This window comes from Vreelandella gomseomensis, from assembly GCF_031451645.1.
In the GTDB taxonomy this organism is placed as follows: Bacteria; Pseudomonadota; Gammaproteobacteria; order Pseudomonadales; family Halomonadaceae; genus Vreelandella; species Vreelandella gomseomensis.
In genome coordinates this window covers 45,992-62,028 of sequence record NZ_JARWAI010000008.1, presented here as the reverse complement: position 1 = coordinate 62,028, position 16,037 = coordinate 45,992, and the positions used below count along the sequence as shown (strand labels likewise).

Here is a 16,037-nt window from a genome sequence, read left to right as displayed (position 1 = left end):
AACGCTGCTTTCTTATTCCAGAGCGCCAATAAGGTGGCGAATCTTGTCGTGGGTTTCGGTGTATTCCTCTTCGGCCTTGGAATCCGCCACCAGGCCGCCACCGCCCCACACGTGCAGCCTGCCGGCATCCGCCACTACGGTGCGGATTGCGATTGAGGTATCCATGCTCCCCCGCACGTCCACATAACCAAGGCTGCCGCAATAGACGCTGCGCTGGCAGGGTTCCAGCTCGTCGATGATCTGCATGGCGCGGATCTTGGGGGCGCCGGTGATCGAGCCGCCGGGAAAAGCGGCGGCCAGCAGCGCCAGCGCCGCGCGGGGGTCGGGTAGCTGGCCCTGGATGACGCTGACCAGATGGTGCACGTTGGGGTAGCTCTCCAGCTGGCAGAGCTGCGGCACGCGAATGGAGCCGGGCTGGCAGACGCGCCCCAGGTCGTTGCGCAGCAGGTCGACAATCATCACGTTTTCCGCGCGGTCCTTGGTGCTGGTGAGCAGTTCCTCGGCAAGCGCGCGGTCTTCATCGGGGGTTGATCCGCGTGGTCGGGTGCCTTTGATCGGCCGGGTTTCCACCTGGCCTTCGTGGCAGCGAATAAAGCGCTCGGGGGATAGCGACAGTACGGCCTTGTCCTGCCAGGCCATGTAGCCGGAAAAGGGCGTCGGAGTGGCGTGGCGCAGGCGTAGGTACGCCTCCCACTCGTCGCCCTGGTAGGGTGCCGAAAAGCGCTGGGCCAGATTGATCTGGTAGCAGTCACCGGCGCGGATGTAGTCTTGCACGGCGTGAAAGCGCTTGAGGTAGTCAGCGCGGCTAAGTTGGGGCTGGAAGGGGGCTGCCAGACCGAAGGGCGTGGTGGGTGGCGTCGCATGTTCAAGCCAGCGCATGACCTGCTCCCGGCGCGCGGGCGTGGCCACCAGCCAGGTTTGCTGAGTGTGGTGGTCAAAGGTAATGCACCAGTCATAAAGCCCGATGCGCGCCTGGGGCAGGGCGGTGACGCAGGGCTGTTGACTGACAATGGATTGCTGCTCGCGGCCAAGGTCGTAGCTCCAGTAGCCGATCAGCCCCCCCGTAAACGGCAGCTCGCCCATATCCGCTGCCGGGATAGGCAACTGTTCAAGCAGCCACTGCTGGGGAGCAAAGGCATCCTGCCACTCGCCCGGCATGTTGAACTGGTCAGAAACAAGCCTGGGAATGCCGTGGGCATCGATCTCCAGCGTGGCTAGCGGGTCGCTGCTGAGGATGTCAAACCGGCCGTTGGCCACCGGACGTCCGCTATCCAGCAATACCGCGCCGGGGCGCTGGCGCAACGGCGCGAACGTCGCGAGCGGGTCGGGTAGATAGGGCAGTGCCGTCAGTGTCAACGCCGATGTCATGGAGCAAACGCCTAGCCGAGTGAGGCGATGCATTTTAGAGGGCGTTCAGCACGGACACCAGCCGATCTTCTTGACGCGGTTCTCACGTTTGTCGCTTGGAGATAAAAAGCGTCGTTAACGTCGGCGTTTTACGGCTGGATTGTCGACACCGATAAAAACGATGGCCCTAAGTCGTACGACAAAAGACGCATATAATCCAGTGTTAGCCACGGTTGACGGCGGTAGGGCAGGGGACTAAAGTTGCTTTATCATTTAATTGTCGACAATTTATCATGACGCTAACAGCCACAACGATATCGAAAGAGGCTTCAGGGCACGAGGCGACGTCTCCTGAAGTGCGCACCTTGGCCGAGCGGGTTTTTCACCAGCTTCAGGATGCCATCGTACGCGGTGAGCTCGCCCCGGGGAGCAAGATTACCGAACCGGGGCTGTCGAAAACCTACGGGATTTCCCGCGGTCCGCTGCGCGAAGCCATGCGACGCCTGGAGGCCCACCGGCTGATCGAACGTGTGCCGCACGTGGGCGCCCGGGTGGTCAAGCTTTCCATGAAGGAGCTTCTCGAGCTGTTTGACCTGCGCGAGGCACTGGAAAGCATGGCCGCCCGGCTGGCCGCCGAGCACATGTCCGCCGACGATATTCAGGGGCTGCGCGACGTGCTGGCGCTGCACGAAGGGCAAAGCGACCTGAAACGCGGCGAGGCCTACTATCAGCGTGAAGGCGACCTGGATTTCCACTACCGCATCGTGCAGGGCAGCCACAACAAGATGCTGATGAACCTGCTGTGCGATGACCTCTATTACCTGGTGCGTCTCTACCGGACCCAGTTCAGCGCCAGCGGTGCGCGTCCTCAGCGCGCCTTCGTCGAACACCACCGTATTGTCGATGCCATCGAAGCCGGTGATGCCGAACTCGCCGAGCTATTGATGCGCCGCCACGTCAGCGCTTCCCGCGCCAACGTCGCCGACCGCTACGCCGCCATTCTCGACCCACAGACAACGACACCCACGGCCTGATACGCCGTTTGCCCGTGTCGGATTATAAAGGAGTCAACGCTCATGTCTCAGTCCCCCTCGCGTCCTGCATCGAGGCTCACGCCGGGCGCTCGCTTTCGTGCGGCGCTGGACGAAAGCCGTCCGCTGCCGATTCTCGGTACCATTAATGCCTATACCGCGATGATGGCCGAGCGGGTGGGCCACCAGGCGATTTACCTATCGGGCGGTGGCGTGGCGAACGCGTCCTTTGGCCTGCCGGACTTGGGGATGACCACCATGAACGACGTGGTCGAAGACGCCCACCGTATCTGTGGGGCCACCGATGTGCCGCTGCTGGTGGATATCGATACCGGCTGGGGTGGCGCCTTCAATATCGCGCGTACCGTGAAGGAAATGCAGCGTGCGGGGGTTGCGGCGGTGCACCTGGAAGACCAGGTGGCCCAGAAGCGCTGCGGGCACCGCCCCAATAAAGCCATCGTCTCCCAGCAGGAAATGGTCGACCGCATCAAAGCCGCTGCGGATGCCAAGCTCGACCCCGAGTTCTATCTGATTGCACGCACCGATGCCTTCCAGAAAGAAGGGCTCGACGCGGCCATCGAGCGCGCCAATGCCTGCGTCGAGGCGGGTGCCGATGCCATCTTCGCCGAAGCGGTGCATACCCTGGGTGACTACCAAGCCTTCTGCGAGCGGGTCAACGCGCCGATTCTCGCCAATATTACCGAGTTTGGCGCCACGCCGTTATTCACCCAGCAGGCGTTGGGTGATGTCGGCTGCCGCATGGTGCTGTATCCGCTATCGGCCTTCCGCGCGATGAACGCCGCCGCGCTGCATGTCTACCAGAGCATTCTGGACAACGGCCACCAGAAAGACGTGGTGGACACCATGCAGACCCGCGATGAGCTTTATGACTTTTTGAACTACCACGATTTCGAGCAAAAGCTCGACGCGCTATTTGCCGAGCAGAAAAACGCTTAACCCATTACAACGCTTACAACCTACAAGAATCGCGACAGGAGACACGATATGGCTGACAAACCGCAAAACAGCGCAGGACTGCGTGGACAAAGCGCTGGTAGTACCGCGCTGTGTACCGTCGGCAAAACGGGCTCAGGGTTGACCTACCGCGGTTTCGATATCAAGGAGCTGGCCGAAAAAGCCAAGTTCGAAGAGGTCGCCTTCCTGCTGTTAAAGGGCAAGCTGCCCAACCAGACCGAGCTGGATGACTACATCGCCAAGCTGAAAAGCCTGCGCGGCTTGCCCAGCGCCTTGAAAGCCGTGCTGGAAGAGATTCCCAAAGACGCCCATCCGATGGATGTCATGCGCACCGGTACCTCGATGCTCGGCAATCTGGAAACCGAGGAAAGCTTTGGCGAACAGGATGACGTGGCCGACCGGCTGCTTGCCGTCCTGCCGTCGATCATCTGCTACTGGTACCGTTTCACCCACGATGGCGTGCGTATCAAGACCGAAACCGACGACGCCTCGGTGGGTGGCCACTTTCTGCATATGCTGCGCGGTGAGCCGGCCTCCGAGCTGCATGCCCGGGTGATGAACGTCTCGCTGATTCTTTACGCCGAGCACGAATTCAACGCCTCGACGTTTACCGCCCGGGTGTGCGCCTCGACGCTTTCCGACATGCATTCCTGCGTGACCGGGGCGATTGGCTCGCTGCGCGGCCCGCTACACGGCGGCGCCAACGAGGCGGCGATGGCGATGATCGAGAACTGGTCATCCCCGGAAGAAGCCGAGCGCGAGATGCTCGGCATGCTGGAGCGCAAAGAGAAGATCATGGGCTTCGGGCACGCCATCTATCGCGAGTCCGACCCGCGCAACGCCATTATCAAGCACTGGTCGAAAAAACTTGCCGACGATGTGGGCGATAAGGTGCTGTACCCCGTCTCGGAGCGCTGCGAAGCGGTCATGTGGCGCGAGAAGAAACTGTTCTGCAACGCCGACTTTTTCCATGCCAGCGCCTATCACTTCATGGGCATTCCGACCAAGCTGTTCACGCCGATCTTTGTGATGTCGCGCCTCACCGGCTGGGCCGCCCACGTGTTCGAGCAGCGCGAAAACAACCGCATTATTCGTCCCAGCGCCGACTATACCGGCCCTGAAAAGAGCGAGTGGGTGCCCATTGAAGACCGCGACTGAGTGAGAGTGCTGATGAATACTGATTATCGCAAGCCGCTGCCGGGTGTGACGCGGGAGGGCGCTCCGGTCGATTTCTTCGATGCCCGCCAGGCCGTGGAGGATATCCAGCCCGGCGCCTACGCGACCCTGCCGTACACCTCGCGGGTATTGGCCGAGCAGCTGGTGCGCCGCTGCGAGCCGACGCTGCTGACCGACGCGCTGAAACAGCTGATCGAGCGTAAGCGCGACCTGGACTTCCCGTGGTACCCGGCGCGGGTCGTTTGCCACGATATCCTGGGCCAGACCGCGCTGGTCGACCTGGCGGGCCTGCGCGATGCCATCGCCGATAAAGGCGGTGATCCGGCAAAGGTCAATCCGGTAGTGCCGACGCAGCTGATCGTCGACCACTCGCTGGCCGTTGAGCATGCCGGCTTTGAAAAGGACGCCTTTGAAAAAAATCGCCAGGTAGAAGACCGGCGCAACGACGACCGCTTTCACTTCATCAACTGGACGAAAGTGGCCTTCGAGAACGTCGATGTGATCCCGCCCGGCAACGGCATCATGCACCAGATCAACCTGGAGAAGATGTCGCCGGTGGTGCAGACTCAGCAGGGTGTGGCCTTCCCCGATACCTGTGTGGGCACCGACAGCCACACGCCCATGACCGATGCGTTGGGCGTGATTTCGGTGGGCGTCGGTGGTCTCGAAGCCGAGAGCGTGATGCTCGGCCGCGCCTCGATGATGCGCCTGCCGGATATCGTCGGTGTGGAACTCACCGGCAAGCTTGAGCCCGGCATCACCGGTACCGATATGGTGCTGGCCATTACCGAGTTCTTGCGTACAGAAAAGGTGGTCGGCGCCTATCTGGAGTTTTACGGCGAAGGCGCCAATGCGCTGACCGTAGGCGACCGCGCGACGATTTCCAACATGACGCCGGAATACGGCGCCACGGCGGCGATGTTTTACATCGATGACCAGACCATCGAGTACCTGAAGCTCACCGGGCGCGAAGACAAGCAGGTGGCGCTGGTCGACGCCTACGCCAAGCATACCGGTCTGTGGGCCGACAGCCTGACCACGGCCGAGTACGAGCGGGTGCTGACGTTCGACCTTTCCAGCGTCACGCGCACTTTGGCGGGGCCTTCCAACCCCCACGCCCACCTGCCCACCTCGGCGCTTGCCAAGAACGGCATCGCGGGGGATATGGATAAAGCCCGGGCGGAAGAGCAAGCCGGCAGGATGCCCGACGGCGCGGTGATTATCGCCGCGATCACCAGCTGCACCAATACGTCCAACCCGCGCAACATGGTGGCGGCCGGGTTGATCGCCCGCAACGCCAACAGGCTCGGCCTGACCCGTAAGCCGTGGGTCAAGTCATCGCTGGCCCCGGGGTCGAAAACCGTCAAGATGTACCTGGAAGAAGCCGACCTGATGGGCGAGCTGGAAGACCTGGGGTTTGGCGTGGTGGCCTACGCGTGCACTACCTGCAACGGCATGTCGGGCGCGCTGGATCCGCGCATTCAGCAGGAAATCATCGACCGCGATCTTTACGCCACGGCCGTGCTGTCGGGCAACCGTAATTTTGACGGGCGTATTCACCCCCATGCCCAGCAGGCGTTTCTGGCCTCGCCGCCGCTGGTGGTGGCTTACGCGATCGCGGGCACGATTCGCTTCGATATTGAAAAGGACGTCCTGGGGCACGATGCCGACGGGAATCCGGTTACGCTCAAGGATATCTGGCCCGACGACAGCGAAATCGACGCCATCGTGAAGTCGGCGGTGAAACCCGAGCAGTTCCGCGACACTTACATCCCGATGTTTGACCTGGATAAAAGTGCGCGCGCCCAGGTCAGTCCGCTCTACGAGTGGCGCCCCCAGAGCACCTACATCCGGCGCCCTCCCTATTGGGAAGGCAACATGGCAAAGGCGCGGGGCCTGAAGGGCATGCGCCCGCTGGCGATTCTGCCGGATAATATCACCACCGATCACCTGTCACCCTCCAACGCGATTCAGTTGAACAGCGCAGCGGGTGAGTACCTGGACAAGATGGGCCTGCCGGAGGAAGACTTCAACTCCTACGCCACTCACCGTGGCGACCACCTCACCGCACAGCGCGCGACGCTTGCGAACCCTAAACTGTTCAACGAAATGGTTCACGACGAGCAGGGCAAGGTCGTGCAGGGGTCGCTTGCGCGGGTTGAGCCGGAAGGCAAGGTCACGCGCATGTGGGAGGCCATCGAAACCTACATGACCCGCAAGCAGCCGTTGATCATTATTGCCGGGGCCGACTACGGCCAGGGGTCTTCAAGGGATTGGGCCGCCAAAGGCGTGGCCTTGGCCGGGGTCGAGAGCATTGTCGCCGAGGGTTTTGAGCGCATCCACCGCACCAATCTGATCGGCATGGGGGTGATGCCGCTGCAGTTCGAGCCGGGTACGACGCGGCATACACTGGGGCTCGATGGCACCGAAATCTACGATGTGGAAGGGGCGCCCGAGCCGGGGGCAACGCTTACCCTGGTGATTCACCGCCAGCATGGTGGCACCGAGCGCGTGTCGGTGATCTGCCGTCTGGATACCGCCGAGGAAGTGACCATCTATACGGCCGGCGGTGTCTTGCAGCGTTTCGCGCAGGACTTTCTTGAATCGACAGCGGCATAGGGAGACGACCTGCATGCCTCATGCTCCTCAACGCAAGATTCCCGCCACCTATATGCGTGGCGGCACCAGCAAAGGCGTGTTCTTTACGCTCAGCGATTTGCCCGAGGCCGCTCAGCGCCCGGGTGAGGCGCGGGACAAGCTGCTGCTGAGAGTGATCGGCAGCCCCGACCCCTACGAAAAACAGATCGATGGCATGGGCGGTGCAACGTCCAGTACCAGCAAGGCGGTGATTCTGTCTAAAAGCGAATCCCCGGCTCATGACGTCGATTATCTGTTTGGTCAGGTGTCCATCGATAAGCCGTTTGTCGATTGGAGTGGTAACTGCGGCAACCTATCGGCCGCGGTGGGGCCTTACGCGATTGCCAACGGCCTGGTAGATGCCTCGCGAGTGCCTGATAACGGCATGGCCGAGGTGCGTATCTGGCAGGTCAATATTGGCAAAACGATCGTTGCTCAGGTACCCATGACCCATGGTCAGGTCCAGGAAACCGGCGACTTCGAGCTCGACGGCGTCACCTTTCCTGCGGCTGAAATCCCGGTGGCCTTTATGGACCCGGCCGACGGTGAAGGGGCAATCTTCCCCACCGGCAACCTGGTGGATGACCTTGAGGTGCCGGGCGTGGGCGTGTTGAAAGCCACGCTGATCAACGCGGGTATCCCGACGGTCTTCATCAACGCCCAGGCGGTCGGTTATACCGGGACGGAGCTGCAGGATGCCATCAATGGCGATGCCAAGGCACTGGCTATGTTCGAGACGATCCGCGCTCACGGCGGCGTTCGCATGGGGCTCATCGAGCACGTCGACGAGGCGGCCAACCGCCAGCACACCCCCAAAGTGGCCTTTGTGGCGCCGCCTGCCAGCTATACGGCCTCCAGTGGCAAAGCGGTCGATGCCGAGTCCGTCGACCTGCTGGTCAGGGCCATGTCGATGGGCAAGATGCACCACGCGATGATGGGCACTGCGGCCGTGGCCATCGCCGCTGCGGCCTCGATCAAGGGCACGCTGGTCAATGAGGCGGCGGGCGGTGGTGACCGCGCTGCGGTGACCTTTGGCCACCCCTCCGGGTCGTTGCGCGTAGGCGCGCAGGCCAGCCTGGTGGACGGTATCTGGCAAATCGATAAAGCGTTAATGAGTCGCAGCGCGCGGGTCTTGATGGAGGGTAACGTGCGCGTGCCGGTCGAGAGCCACTAACAGGCACATCTATTGGGAGGTACTACCATGCAGACCGCCGACGTGAATGAGCGTCCTGACTATGACCCAGAGCTGCAAGCGCTGGCCGATTACGCGCTCAACTATCGCACGCCCTCCGAGGAAGCCCTGACCACGGCGCGTTACTGCCTGATGGACACGCTGGGCTGCGGGCTACTGGCGCTTCGCTTCCCGGCGTGTACCAAGCACCTGGGCCCGCTGGTGGAAGGCACCGTGGTGCCGCACGGTGCCCGGGTGCCAGGCACCTCGCTTCGTCTGGACCCGGCCAAAGCGGCCTGGGACATCGGGGCCATGGTGCGCTGGCTGGACTACAACGATACCTGGCTGGCCGCCGAGTGGGGGCACCCTTCGGATAATCTGGGGGCGATTCTGGCGGTGGCGGATCACCTGTCCCAGAAGCGGGTGGCCGTCGGGGCCGAGCCGCTGGTGATGGGCGATGTCCTGCAGGCGATGATAATGGCCCACGAGATACAGGGCGTACTGGCGCTGGACAACAGCTTCAACCGCGTAGGGTTGGACCATGTGTTGCTGGTGAAAGTGGCCTCAACAGCAGTGGTGGCGCGCTTGATGGGTGCCGATCGCGAGCAGCTGTTGTCGGCACTTTCCCATGCCTGGGTCGACGGCCAGAGTCTGCGCACCTATCGCCACGCACCCAATGCCGGCTCGCGCAAGAGCTGGGCGGCGGGCGATGCCACCTCGCGTGCCGTGCGTCTGGCGGATATCGCCATGCGGGGTGAAATGGGCATCCCCAGCGCGCTGACGGCGCCGCAATGGGGGTTCTACGACGTCATGTTCAGCCACGTCAACAAGGACCTGAGCCTCAAGCCCGAGGGCGAACGCCGGCTGCGCTTTCAGCGCGAGCTGGGCTGCTACGTGATGGAAAATATTCTCTTCAAGGTGGCGTTCCCGGCTGAATTTCACGCCCAGACCGCCTGCGAGGCAGCGGTGAAGCTGCACCCGCAGGTGAGCGATCGTCTGTCGTCTATCGAGCGCATCGTGATGACCACCCACGAAGCCGCCATTCGTATCATTTCCAAGACGGGCAAGCTCGCCAACCCCGCCGACCGTGATCACTGCCTTCAGTACATGGTCGCCGTGCCGCTCATGCAGGGTGCCTTGACCGCCGACCATTACGAAGATGACTTCCACGCCGCGCATCCGCTTATCGACCAGCTGCGTGACAAAATGGTGGTGGAGGAAGACCCCGATTACTCGCGGGACTACCACGACCCCGACAAGCGTTCGATTGCCAACGCCGTCCAGGTGTTTTTCGACGATGGCACGTCAACCGACAAGGTGTCGGTGGAATACCCCTTGGGGCATCGGCGACGCCGCGACGAAGGTCTGCCGCTGCTGCTCGACAAGTTTCAGCGCCACCTGGCCACGCGGTTTCCCGCGCACCGCTGCGAGGCGATCATGCACGCCTGCAGCGACCAGACGTCGCTTGCCGAAATGCCGGTGAACCGGTTCATGACGCTCTGGGAAATGACGCCATAAAGCGAAAACCGCCCGAGGCGCTCACGCTCTCGGGCGGTGGTGATGCGGCGCCAAGGCCGCCCCATTAATTGCCAAAGGTGATCTGGTCGCGCATGCGGTCGACGGTGGCGGGCCCGATGCCGCTGACGCGGGTCAGGTCGTCGGCATTCTCGAACTCACCGTTGGCATCACGCTCTTCGATAATGGCCTCGGCGCGGCTGGGGCCGATGCCCGGAAGCTCGTCAAGCAGCTCAGTGTCGGCGCTGTTGATGTTGATCGGTGCGACCTCCTGGGCCAGGGCGCTGCTAACGCTGCCGATGCTGAAGAGCAGTGCGGCTAACAGTCCTTTCATTGATTGTTTCATGCTAAGTCCTTAATGGTTTGTCCTGAGGTTAAGTATTGACGCGGGCGTAATTCCCACGTTTTTTACCCTAGCTGGATATTCGCGGGATGCTGTCGGAAATTAGCGATACGTGATGTAAGCAAAATGCCATACGTGTATGGCAAAAGGCTTACATAGCCCGCCTGGGGGACTGATATAATGGGCAAAATTACCTGGGAGCTTGGCATGCCTGTCACCGAATCACCGCTGATCATTGCGCTTGACTACCCGTCGCTGGATGCGGCGTTGTGCATGGCGGATCAGCTTGATCCTTCACGCTGTCGGCTCAAGGTCGGCAAGGAGCTGTTCACCCGCAGCGGCCCGGCGGTACTCGAGGCGCTGCATGGGCGCGGATTCGAGGTGTTTCTGGATCTCAAATTCCACGATATCCCCAATACGGTGGCAAGCGCCGTCGAAGCCGCCGCAGAGCAGGGCGTATGGATGGTGAACGTCCACGCCAGCGGCGGTCGGGCCATGATGGAAGCGGCGGCGGATCGCCTGGCGCAAAAGCGCCTCGAGACGCGTCTGATTGCCGTCACCGTGCTGACCAGCATGCAGGCAAGCGATCTCGCCGAGGTGGGCGTGTTGGCGTCTCTCGACGAGCAGGTGGCGCAGTTGGCGCAGCTGGCCAAGCAAAGCGGCTTGCATGGCGTGGTGTGCTCGGCTCAGGAGTCAGCCAGGATTGCGTCGCTATGCGGTGATGGGTTCTTGAAGGTGACGCCGGGCATTCGGCCAGCGTTTGCCGTGGCCAATGATCAACAACGGATCATGACGCCCCAGGAGGCAATGCAGGCAGGCAGCACGCACCTGGTGGTCGGGCGGCCGGTAACCCAGGCGGACAACCCGATGGATGCCTTGGCGGCCATCGAGTCTGAGCTGGGAATCGACGCCTAAGCGACGCCAGCCCTATTCACCTTCCACGCCGATAATCGGTTTGATGGTGCCCCAGTAGCGGCAGGTGGGGCACTGCCATTGCAGCGCATCGCTGGTAAAACCACAGCGCAGGCAGCGGTGGCGCGGTCGGCCTTGCAGTAAGGCGTCGGTGTGGTACTTGAGCAGCAGCAGGCGCGTATCCGGGGTATTCCGCCCCTGCAGGCGGTGGCTTTCCATGTAAAGGTCAACCAGATAGTTGAGCCCGCGCAGGCTGGGGGCCTGGCTGAGCAGCTCGCCGGTCATCTCGATGGCGGTGTCGACCCCGTCACGGTGGTGAATCAGCTCCCCGAGTTCGATGATCAGGCTGGTATAGGGGGCCACCTTGATCAGCCGCTGCAGGTGCGCCTCGAGGCCGTCTTCGTCGTCGTTGCGCAGGTAGGCGCGTTTCAGCGCGGGCAGCATGGTTGGAAGGTGGGCGTTATCCTGATCCGGCACGCGCGCCAGACGCTCGATGGCGCGCGTGTAATGGGCATTGTCCATTTCCAGCTCGGCGAGAATCAGGTTGGCGCGTACGCAGTGCGGATCCAGCTGAAGGGCCTTCTTGAGGTGGCGTTTGGCCACCGCTCGGCTGGCATTATCGGTTGCCGTTTCCGCCAGCTCGCACTGCCAATGGGCCGCCGCCCGGCGTATATTGGGGAACTGCTTGAAAAGCGGGATGGCGGTATCAAAGGCACCTTGCCAGTCCTTTTCGCGCTCAAGCAGATCAATCAGCAGGCGCTTGGCGGGGTAGTGCAGCTCGCTGTCATGGTTCTGTTCCAGCAGGGTTCTGAGTAGCCGCTGGGCGCGGTCATGTACACCCAAGGTCACGAAATCCCGTGCCAGTTCCAGCTGCACCTTGGCATTGGTGGCGTCAGAGAGTGCGGGGCGGGCCAGCAGGTTCTGGTGAATACTGACGGCCTTGTCCGCCTCGCCGCGGGAGCGAAACAGCGTGCCCAGGGTGATATGCGTCTCTACCGTATCGCTATTGACGTCCAGCGCGTTGATGAAGGTGTTGATGGCTTCATCGGGCTGTTCGTTGAGCAGGTAGTTGAGCCCGACGAAGTAGTCCCGGGATAGGCCGCTGTGGGTCGGTGTCGCTCGATCGCGTGAGCGCCGCGCGGCCTGGCGGAAGCCGAGCCCGTAGCCGATCGCGATGGCGGCAAAGATAACGCCCAGCAGCGCAATATCCAGCATTTAAGCCAGTTCCTTAAACTCCTGCGTGCGCAGCTGGTCAAGTTCCTTGCGTTGCTGCTTGCCATGGCGTTCGCTTCGCGCCAGTCTGGCCTTGAGGCGAATGTAAACGCCCATCATGGCCAGCATGCCAACCAGCACACCGAACGTCAGCGTTGCCAGCAGCCAGACGGAGAGTGATGCGGCGGGTAGCTCGAGCCATATCAGGTTCAACGCAACGGCCTGCTGGTTATTGACCGCAAACAGAATGCCCACTAGCAGTACTACCAGTAAAATAACGGCCAGAATCAGCCCTTTAATCCAACGCATGAGAGGTTCCTAATCAGTAGCTTTCACGGTAGCACCATTGTGTACGAGTCGCTGTGCGGCGTCATCCCCAACGGGGCTTGAAAGCCCGTTTAATGAGCAATGGCGAAGGGCAGCGTCGCCGACACAATCAATACCCCAGGGCGCGGCTGGCATCGACCTGCTCGCGCAGTTCCTTGCCCGGCTTGAAATGGGGGACGTATTTCCCTTCCAGTTCCACGGGTTCGCCGGTTTTCGGGTTACGCCCGGTACGGGGCTCGCGGTAGTGTAGCGAAAAACTCCCGAAGCCACGAATCTCCACGCGGCCGCCGCTAGCCAGTGCATCGGTCATGTCGTCGAGAATGATGCGCACGGCGGTCTCTACTTCCTTTGCCGACAGCTCGGGCTGGTGCATGGCAATTTGTTCGATCAATTCAGATTTGGTCATCGGTTAGCTCCCTGCGGACGTTGAAGGTCGATCAGCACGACCTTTCTGTCACCTGTCTCAGCATACTGCGCAATCGGGGATAAAACAATTTAGATAAAACAAGGTTCTACAATCGATAATAGCATAGGACACGCCGGGCGCTGGCGCGACCCTGTGGCTTAGGTATACTGGTTCCTCATTCACCTTGTTTATCCAAGAGAGGCCAACGTTGAGCGACGACACATCTCCAGCCGCGATCAATCGCAAGCGACTTTATTGGCACTCACGCAGAGGTATGTGGGAACTGGATCTGCTGTTGATTCCCTTTCTGGAGCAGCGCTATGACCAGCTTGAGGCGGATGATCAGCGCGCGTTTCAGCTGCTCATCGACGAAGAGGATCAAGACCTGTTTGGCTGGCTGATGCGCCGTGAATGGCCGGAAGACCCTACGCTGCGCCGTGTCGTGAAGATGATCGTCGAGCATGCCGAAAGTACCGATAATTCTGCCTATCGAACGCTCTAGGGTCTGGTGGGGGTTGCACGGCGGTCTGCTGCTGGGGCTGGCCGTGATGGTCACGATCATCATCGGCTGGTGGGCGGGTGGCCTGGCGGTGCTTGCAGGGGGAAGCTGCCTAGGACGCAGTCTCAAACGACAGCCCAGCGGCACGCTTTATCTACTGCCGCGTCACCAGGGCCCGCTAGGCCGTTGGCTGTTGCCCCAGGGCGAACTCGATGACGCCTTGCCCGTTCACTGTGACTACCTGACGCCGTGGCTGGTCGGGCTCAAGGTCGGGCAGCAACGTGTCTGGCTCTGGCCGGACAGTCTACCTTTTGAGGCGCACCGGGCGGTGCGCCGATTATTCCACTTCCCTGGTCGTTAATCCTTATCTGCGCTGCCCTTTAGTGCCTGGTCAGGTCACGGAGGGTCAGCCGTGACGGCTGGCTGTTCGCGGCGTGGCCGGGCCAGTCGGAGCTGAAGTGTAAGCCTCGCGACTCATGGCGCTGCTGCGCGGCGATGACCGTCAAGCGGGCAAGGTTGGTCAGTTGCTGCAAGCGCTGTAAGTCAGCGGTCGTCTGCGTCGCGCTGATCTCGGCAAGGTTGCTGTCAATGTCGTCGAGGACAGCGCTTGCGGAAGCAAGGCCCGCAACACTTCTTACTATGGCCACGTGCTGACTCATGGTGACGCGCAATTGTTGGCGAAGCGCCGCCACCTGAGCGTCGATGTCGCCCTCGGCGGCGGGCAGGGTGGGCGGCTTGACGTCGAAGTCCTGCTGGACCGGTGCGGCTGCCTGGATGGTCTGCGCGCAACTGCGGGCAAATACCAGGCATTCGAGCAGCGAGTTGCTGGCCATCCGATTGGCGCCATGCAGCCCCGTGCAGGCGGTTTCGCCAATGGCGAAGAGCCCCGGTACGCCGGTAGCCCCGCTGAGGTCAGTCGCGACGCCACCGCAGCTATAGTGGGCGGCGGGCACTACCGGAATCGGCTGCTGGGTAATATCCAGGCCGCGCGATGCGCAGTGGGCCTGAATGGTCGGGAAATGATGGTGAATCGCCTCCACGCCCAAGTGGCGGACGTCCAGCCAGACGTGGGGCAGCGCCTGTTGCTGTATTTCAGCGTCAATGGCGCGCGCCACTACATCCCGGGGGGCGAGTTCCGCTCTCGCGTCGAGCGCCGGCATGAAACGCTCGCCGGCCGCGTTGAGCAAGTAGCCGCCTTCGCCTCGCACGGCTTCGCTGATCAGAAACGCGGGGCCCTCGGGGTCGTACAGGCAGGTAGGGTGAAACTGCTGAAACTCCAGATTCATCAGGGTAGCGCCCAGCTCTGCCGCCATGATCATGCCTTCACCGCTGCTCGGAGCGGGGGTGGTGGTGTGCAGGTAAAGCCCGCTGGCGCCTCCGGTGGCCAGCACCGTGTGGCGGGCCGTCAAGGCATGCCATTGCTGCTGCTCGTCCAGTGCATTGGCGCCTATGCAGGCGCCCTGGGCATCCTGGAGTAATCCCGTGACGCTGAGCTGGTGGTGCTGGCGGATATTGGGATGGGCCATGACGCGCTTTAGTAGCGTATCCACCACGGCACGACCGGTGGCGTCGTCGGCGTGAATGATCCGTCGGGCGTTATGCCCCCCTTCGCGAGTCAGGTGAAAAGGGTAGCGCGCATCGGCGGCATGATCCGGGGTAAAGGGGACGCCGCTATCTATCAGCCAGGCGATGGCTTCCGGGCCGCTTTCGACCGTGAAGCGGACGGCCGCTTCGTCGCATAGTCCATCCCCGGCAATCAGGGTGTCGTTGACGTGGGCATCCACATGGTCGTCGGGGGAGAGTACTGCGGCAATCCCACCCTGCGCCCAGCGGCTCGCCCCCTTGTCATCCTGAGCCGGACGTATCAGCGCCACGCTGTGCGTATCGGCGACCGCCAGGGCCAAGGTCAATCCGGCAACGCCACCACCGATGATCAGGATATCCGAGGAGGGCGTTGTCATGGGGAGCTCCTTAGCAGGCGTGTCCTAAAGATCCCATCGAAGTGGCCAGGGGTGGCTGATGATCGTTGGGCGAAGGCAGGCATGATAGCGCGGTGTCGGACAGATGGCGATGACGGGCATCGATTTATCTAAGGACAAGAATGACGACAGGCGACACTAAGGACTGGAAAAATCGAAGAAAGCGGGGATGGCTACATAATGGTGCCCGGAGCCGGACTTGAACCGGCACGGGGTTACCCCCGAGAGATTTTAAGTCTCTTGCGTCTACCAATTTCGCCATCCGGGCAGCGCAACGACGAGTATCGGTGCACAGAAAAAGTGGAGGCTGGAGTCGGAATCGAACCGGCGTACACGGAGTTGCAGTCCGCTGCATAACCACTCTGCCATCCAGCCTCGTTGAGTCGTTGGAGCGGGAAAGGAGATTCGAACTCCCGACCCTCGCCTTGGCAAGGCGATGCTCTACCACTGAGCTATTCCCGCTCGACTCGAGGGCGAATTATACGCAACGCATCGGGCATGTCAATC

15 protein-coding genes and 3 tRNA genes are annotated in these 16,037 nt (G+C 61.8%); 9 read left to right on the top strand and 9 right to left on the bottom strand.

Features of this window, described 5'->3' with window-relative positions; all coding sequences use genetic code 11:
- Positions 1-12: 12 nt before the first annotated feature.
- Positions 13-1,368, bottom strand: coding sequence for an aminodeoxychorismate synthase component I (gene pabB, locus QC815_RS11730; protein ID WP_310539892.1), 1,356 nt, complete (start codon positions 1,366-1,368; stop codon positions 13-15).
- 272 nt (positions 1,369-1,640) lie between these two features.
- On the opposite strand from pabB, the gene QC815_RS11725 reads away from it, so the two are divergent.
- Genes QC815_RS11725 through QC815_RS11700 form a run of 6 tightly spaced genes read left to right on the top strand, consistent with a single transcriptional unit; the run spans position 1,641 to position 9,855 of the window.
- Complete coding sequence (locus QC815_RS11725; protein ID WP_230448246.1) at positions 1,641-2,381, top strand: GntR family transcriptional regulator; 741 nt, start codon at positions 1,641-1,643, stop codon at positions 2,379-2,381.
- A gap of 42 nt (positions 2,382-2,423) precedes the next feature.
- Entirely contained in the window at positions 2,424-3,335 is a 912-nt protein-coding gene (gene prpB / locus QC815_RS11720; RefSeq protein ID WP_310539890.1) for a methylisocitrate lyase, read from the top strand.
- Between the two features lie 48 nt (positions 3,336-3,383).
- Positions 3,384-4,511: a bifunctional 2-methylcitrate synthase/citrate synthase gene (gene prpC / locus QC815_RS11715; protein WP_230448248.1), complete on the top strand. Its 1,128-nt coding sequence runs from the start codon at positions 3,384-3,386 to the stop codon at positions 4,509-4,511.
- A gap of 12 nt (positions 4,512-4,523) precedes the next feature.
- Entirely contained in the window at positions 4,524-7,148 is a 2,625-nt protein-coding gene (acnD, locus tag QC815_RS11710; protein WP_310539887.1) for a Fe/S-dependent 2-methylisocitrate dehydratase AcnD, read from the top strand.
- 13 nt (positions 7,149-7,161) lie between these two features.
- A complete protein-coding gene (prpF, locus tag QC815_RS11705) occupies positions 7,162-8,340 on the top strand; it encodes a 2-methylaconitate cis-trans isomerase PrpF (RefSeq protein ID WP_230448250.1) in 1,179 nt (392 codons plus the stop codon).
- A 27-nt stretch (positions 8,341-8,367) separates the two neighbouring features.
- On the top strand, positions 8,368-9,855 hold the full coding sequence (locus tag QC815_RS11700) for a bifunctional 2-methylcitrate dehydratase/aconitate hydratase (RefSeq protein WP_230448251.1): 1,488 nt from the start codon (positions 8,368-8,370) through the stop codon (positions 9,853-9,855).
- A 64-nt stretch (positions 9,856-9,919) separates the two neighbouring features.
- Here the strand turns inward: QC815_RS11700 and QC815_RS11695 are convergent, their stop codons facing one another.
- A complete protein-coding gene (locus tag QC815_RS11695) occupies positions 9,920-10,198 on the bottom strand; it encodes a ComEA family DNA-binding protein (protein ID WP_230448252.1) in 279 nt (92 codons plus the stop codon).
- A gap of 204 nt (positions 10,199-10,402) precedes the next feature.
- Here QC815_RS11695 and pyrF point away from each other — a divergent pair, with 204 nt between their 5' ends.
- A complete protein-coding gene (gene pyrF / locus QC815_RS11690) occupies positions 10,403-11,110 on the top strand; it encodes an orotidine-5'-phosphate decarboxylase (RefSeq protein WP_310539883.1) in 708 nt (235 codons plus the stop codon).
- Between the two features lie 12 nt (positions 11,111-11,122).
- On the opposite strand, the gene lapB is transcribed toward pyrF, so the two are convergent.
- From lapB to QC815_RS11675, 3 genes are all read right to left on the bottom strand, one after another.
- Positions 11,123-12,322, bottom strand: coding sequence for a lipopolysaccharide assembly protein LapB (gene lapB / locus QC815_RS11685; protein ID WP_230448254.1), 1,200 nt, complete (start codon positions 12,320-12,322; stop codon positions 11,123-11,125).
- Positions 12,323-12,628, bottom strand: a complete 306-nt coding sequence (locus tag QC815_RS11680) for a lipopolysaccharide assembly protein LapA domain-containing protein (RefSeq protein WP_230448255.1) — start codon at positions 12,626-12,628, stop codon at positions 12,323-12,325.
- 127 nt (positions 12,629-12,755) lie between these two features.
- On the bottom strand, positions 12,756-13,052 hold the full coding sequence (locus QC815_RS11675) for an integration host factor subunit beta (RefSeq protein ID WP_074395919.1): 297 nt from the start codon (positions 13,050-13,052) through the stop codon (positions 12,756-12,758).
- 208 nt (positions 13,053-13,260) lie between these two features.
- Here QC815_RS11675 and QC815_RS11670 point away from each other — a divergent pair, with 208 nt between their 5' ends.
- Positions 13,261-13,554, top strand: coding sequence for an FAD assembly factor SdhE (locus QC815_RS11670; protein WP_230448256.1), 294 nt, complete (start codon positions 13,261-13,263; stop codon positions 13,552-13,554).
- Positions 13,514-13,912 carry an NUDIX hydrolase gene (locus QC815_RS11665; RefSeq protein ID WP_230448257.1) on the top strand — a complete coding sequence of 133 codons (399 nt, stop codon included), beginning with the start codon at positions 13,514-13,516 and terminating at the stop codon, positions 13,910-13,912. Before QC815_RS11670 ends, QC815_RS11665 begins: the two co-directional genes overlap by 41 nt.
- A gap of 19 nt (positions 13,913-13,931) precedes the next feature.
- Here QC815_RS11665 and nadB read toward each other — a convergent pair whose 3' ends face one another.
- The 4 genes from nadB to QC815_RS11645 all read right to left on the bottom strand — a co-directional run bounded on the left by nadB (position 13,932) and on the right by QC815_RS11645 (position 15,992).
- Positions 13,932-15,512 (bottom strand): L-aspartate oxidase, encoded by a 1,581-nt coding sequence (nadB, locus tag QC815_RS11660; RefSeq protein ID WP_230448258.1) that lies wholly within the window; start codon positions 15,510-15,512, stop codon positions 13,932-13,934.
- A gap of 199 nt (positions 15,513-15,711) precedes the next feature.
- Positions 15,712-15,798, bottom strand: a tRNA-Leu gene (locus QC815_RS11655).
- A 33-nt stretch (positions 15,799-15,831) separates the two neighbouring features.
- Positions 15,832-15,905: transfer RNA gene (locus tag QC815_RS11650), tRNA-Cys, on the bottom strand.
- A 12-nt stretch (positions 15,906-15,917) separates the two neighbouring features.
- Positions 15,918-15,992, bottom strand: a tRNA-Gly gene (locus tag QC815_RS11645).
- Between the last annotated feature and the right edge of the window lie 45 nt (positions 15,993-16,037).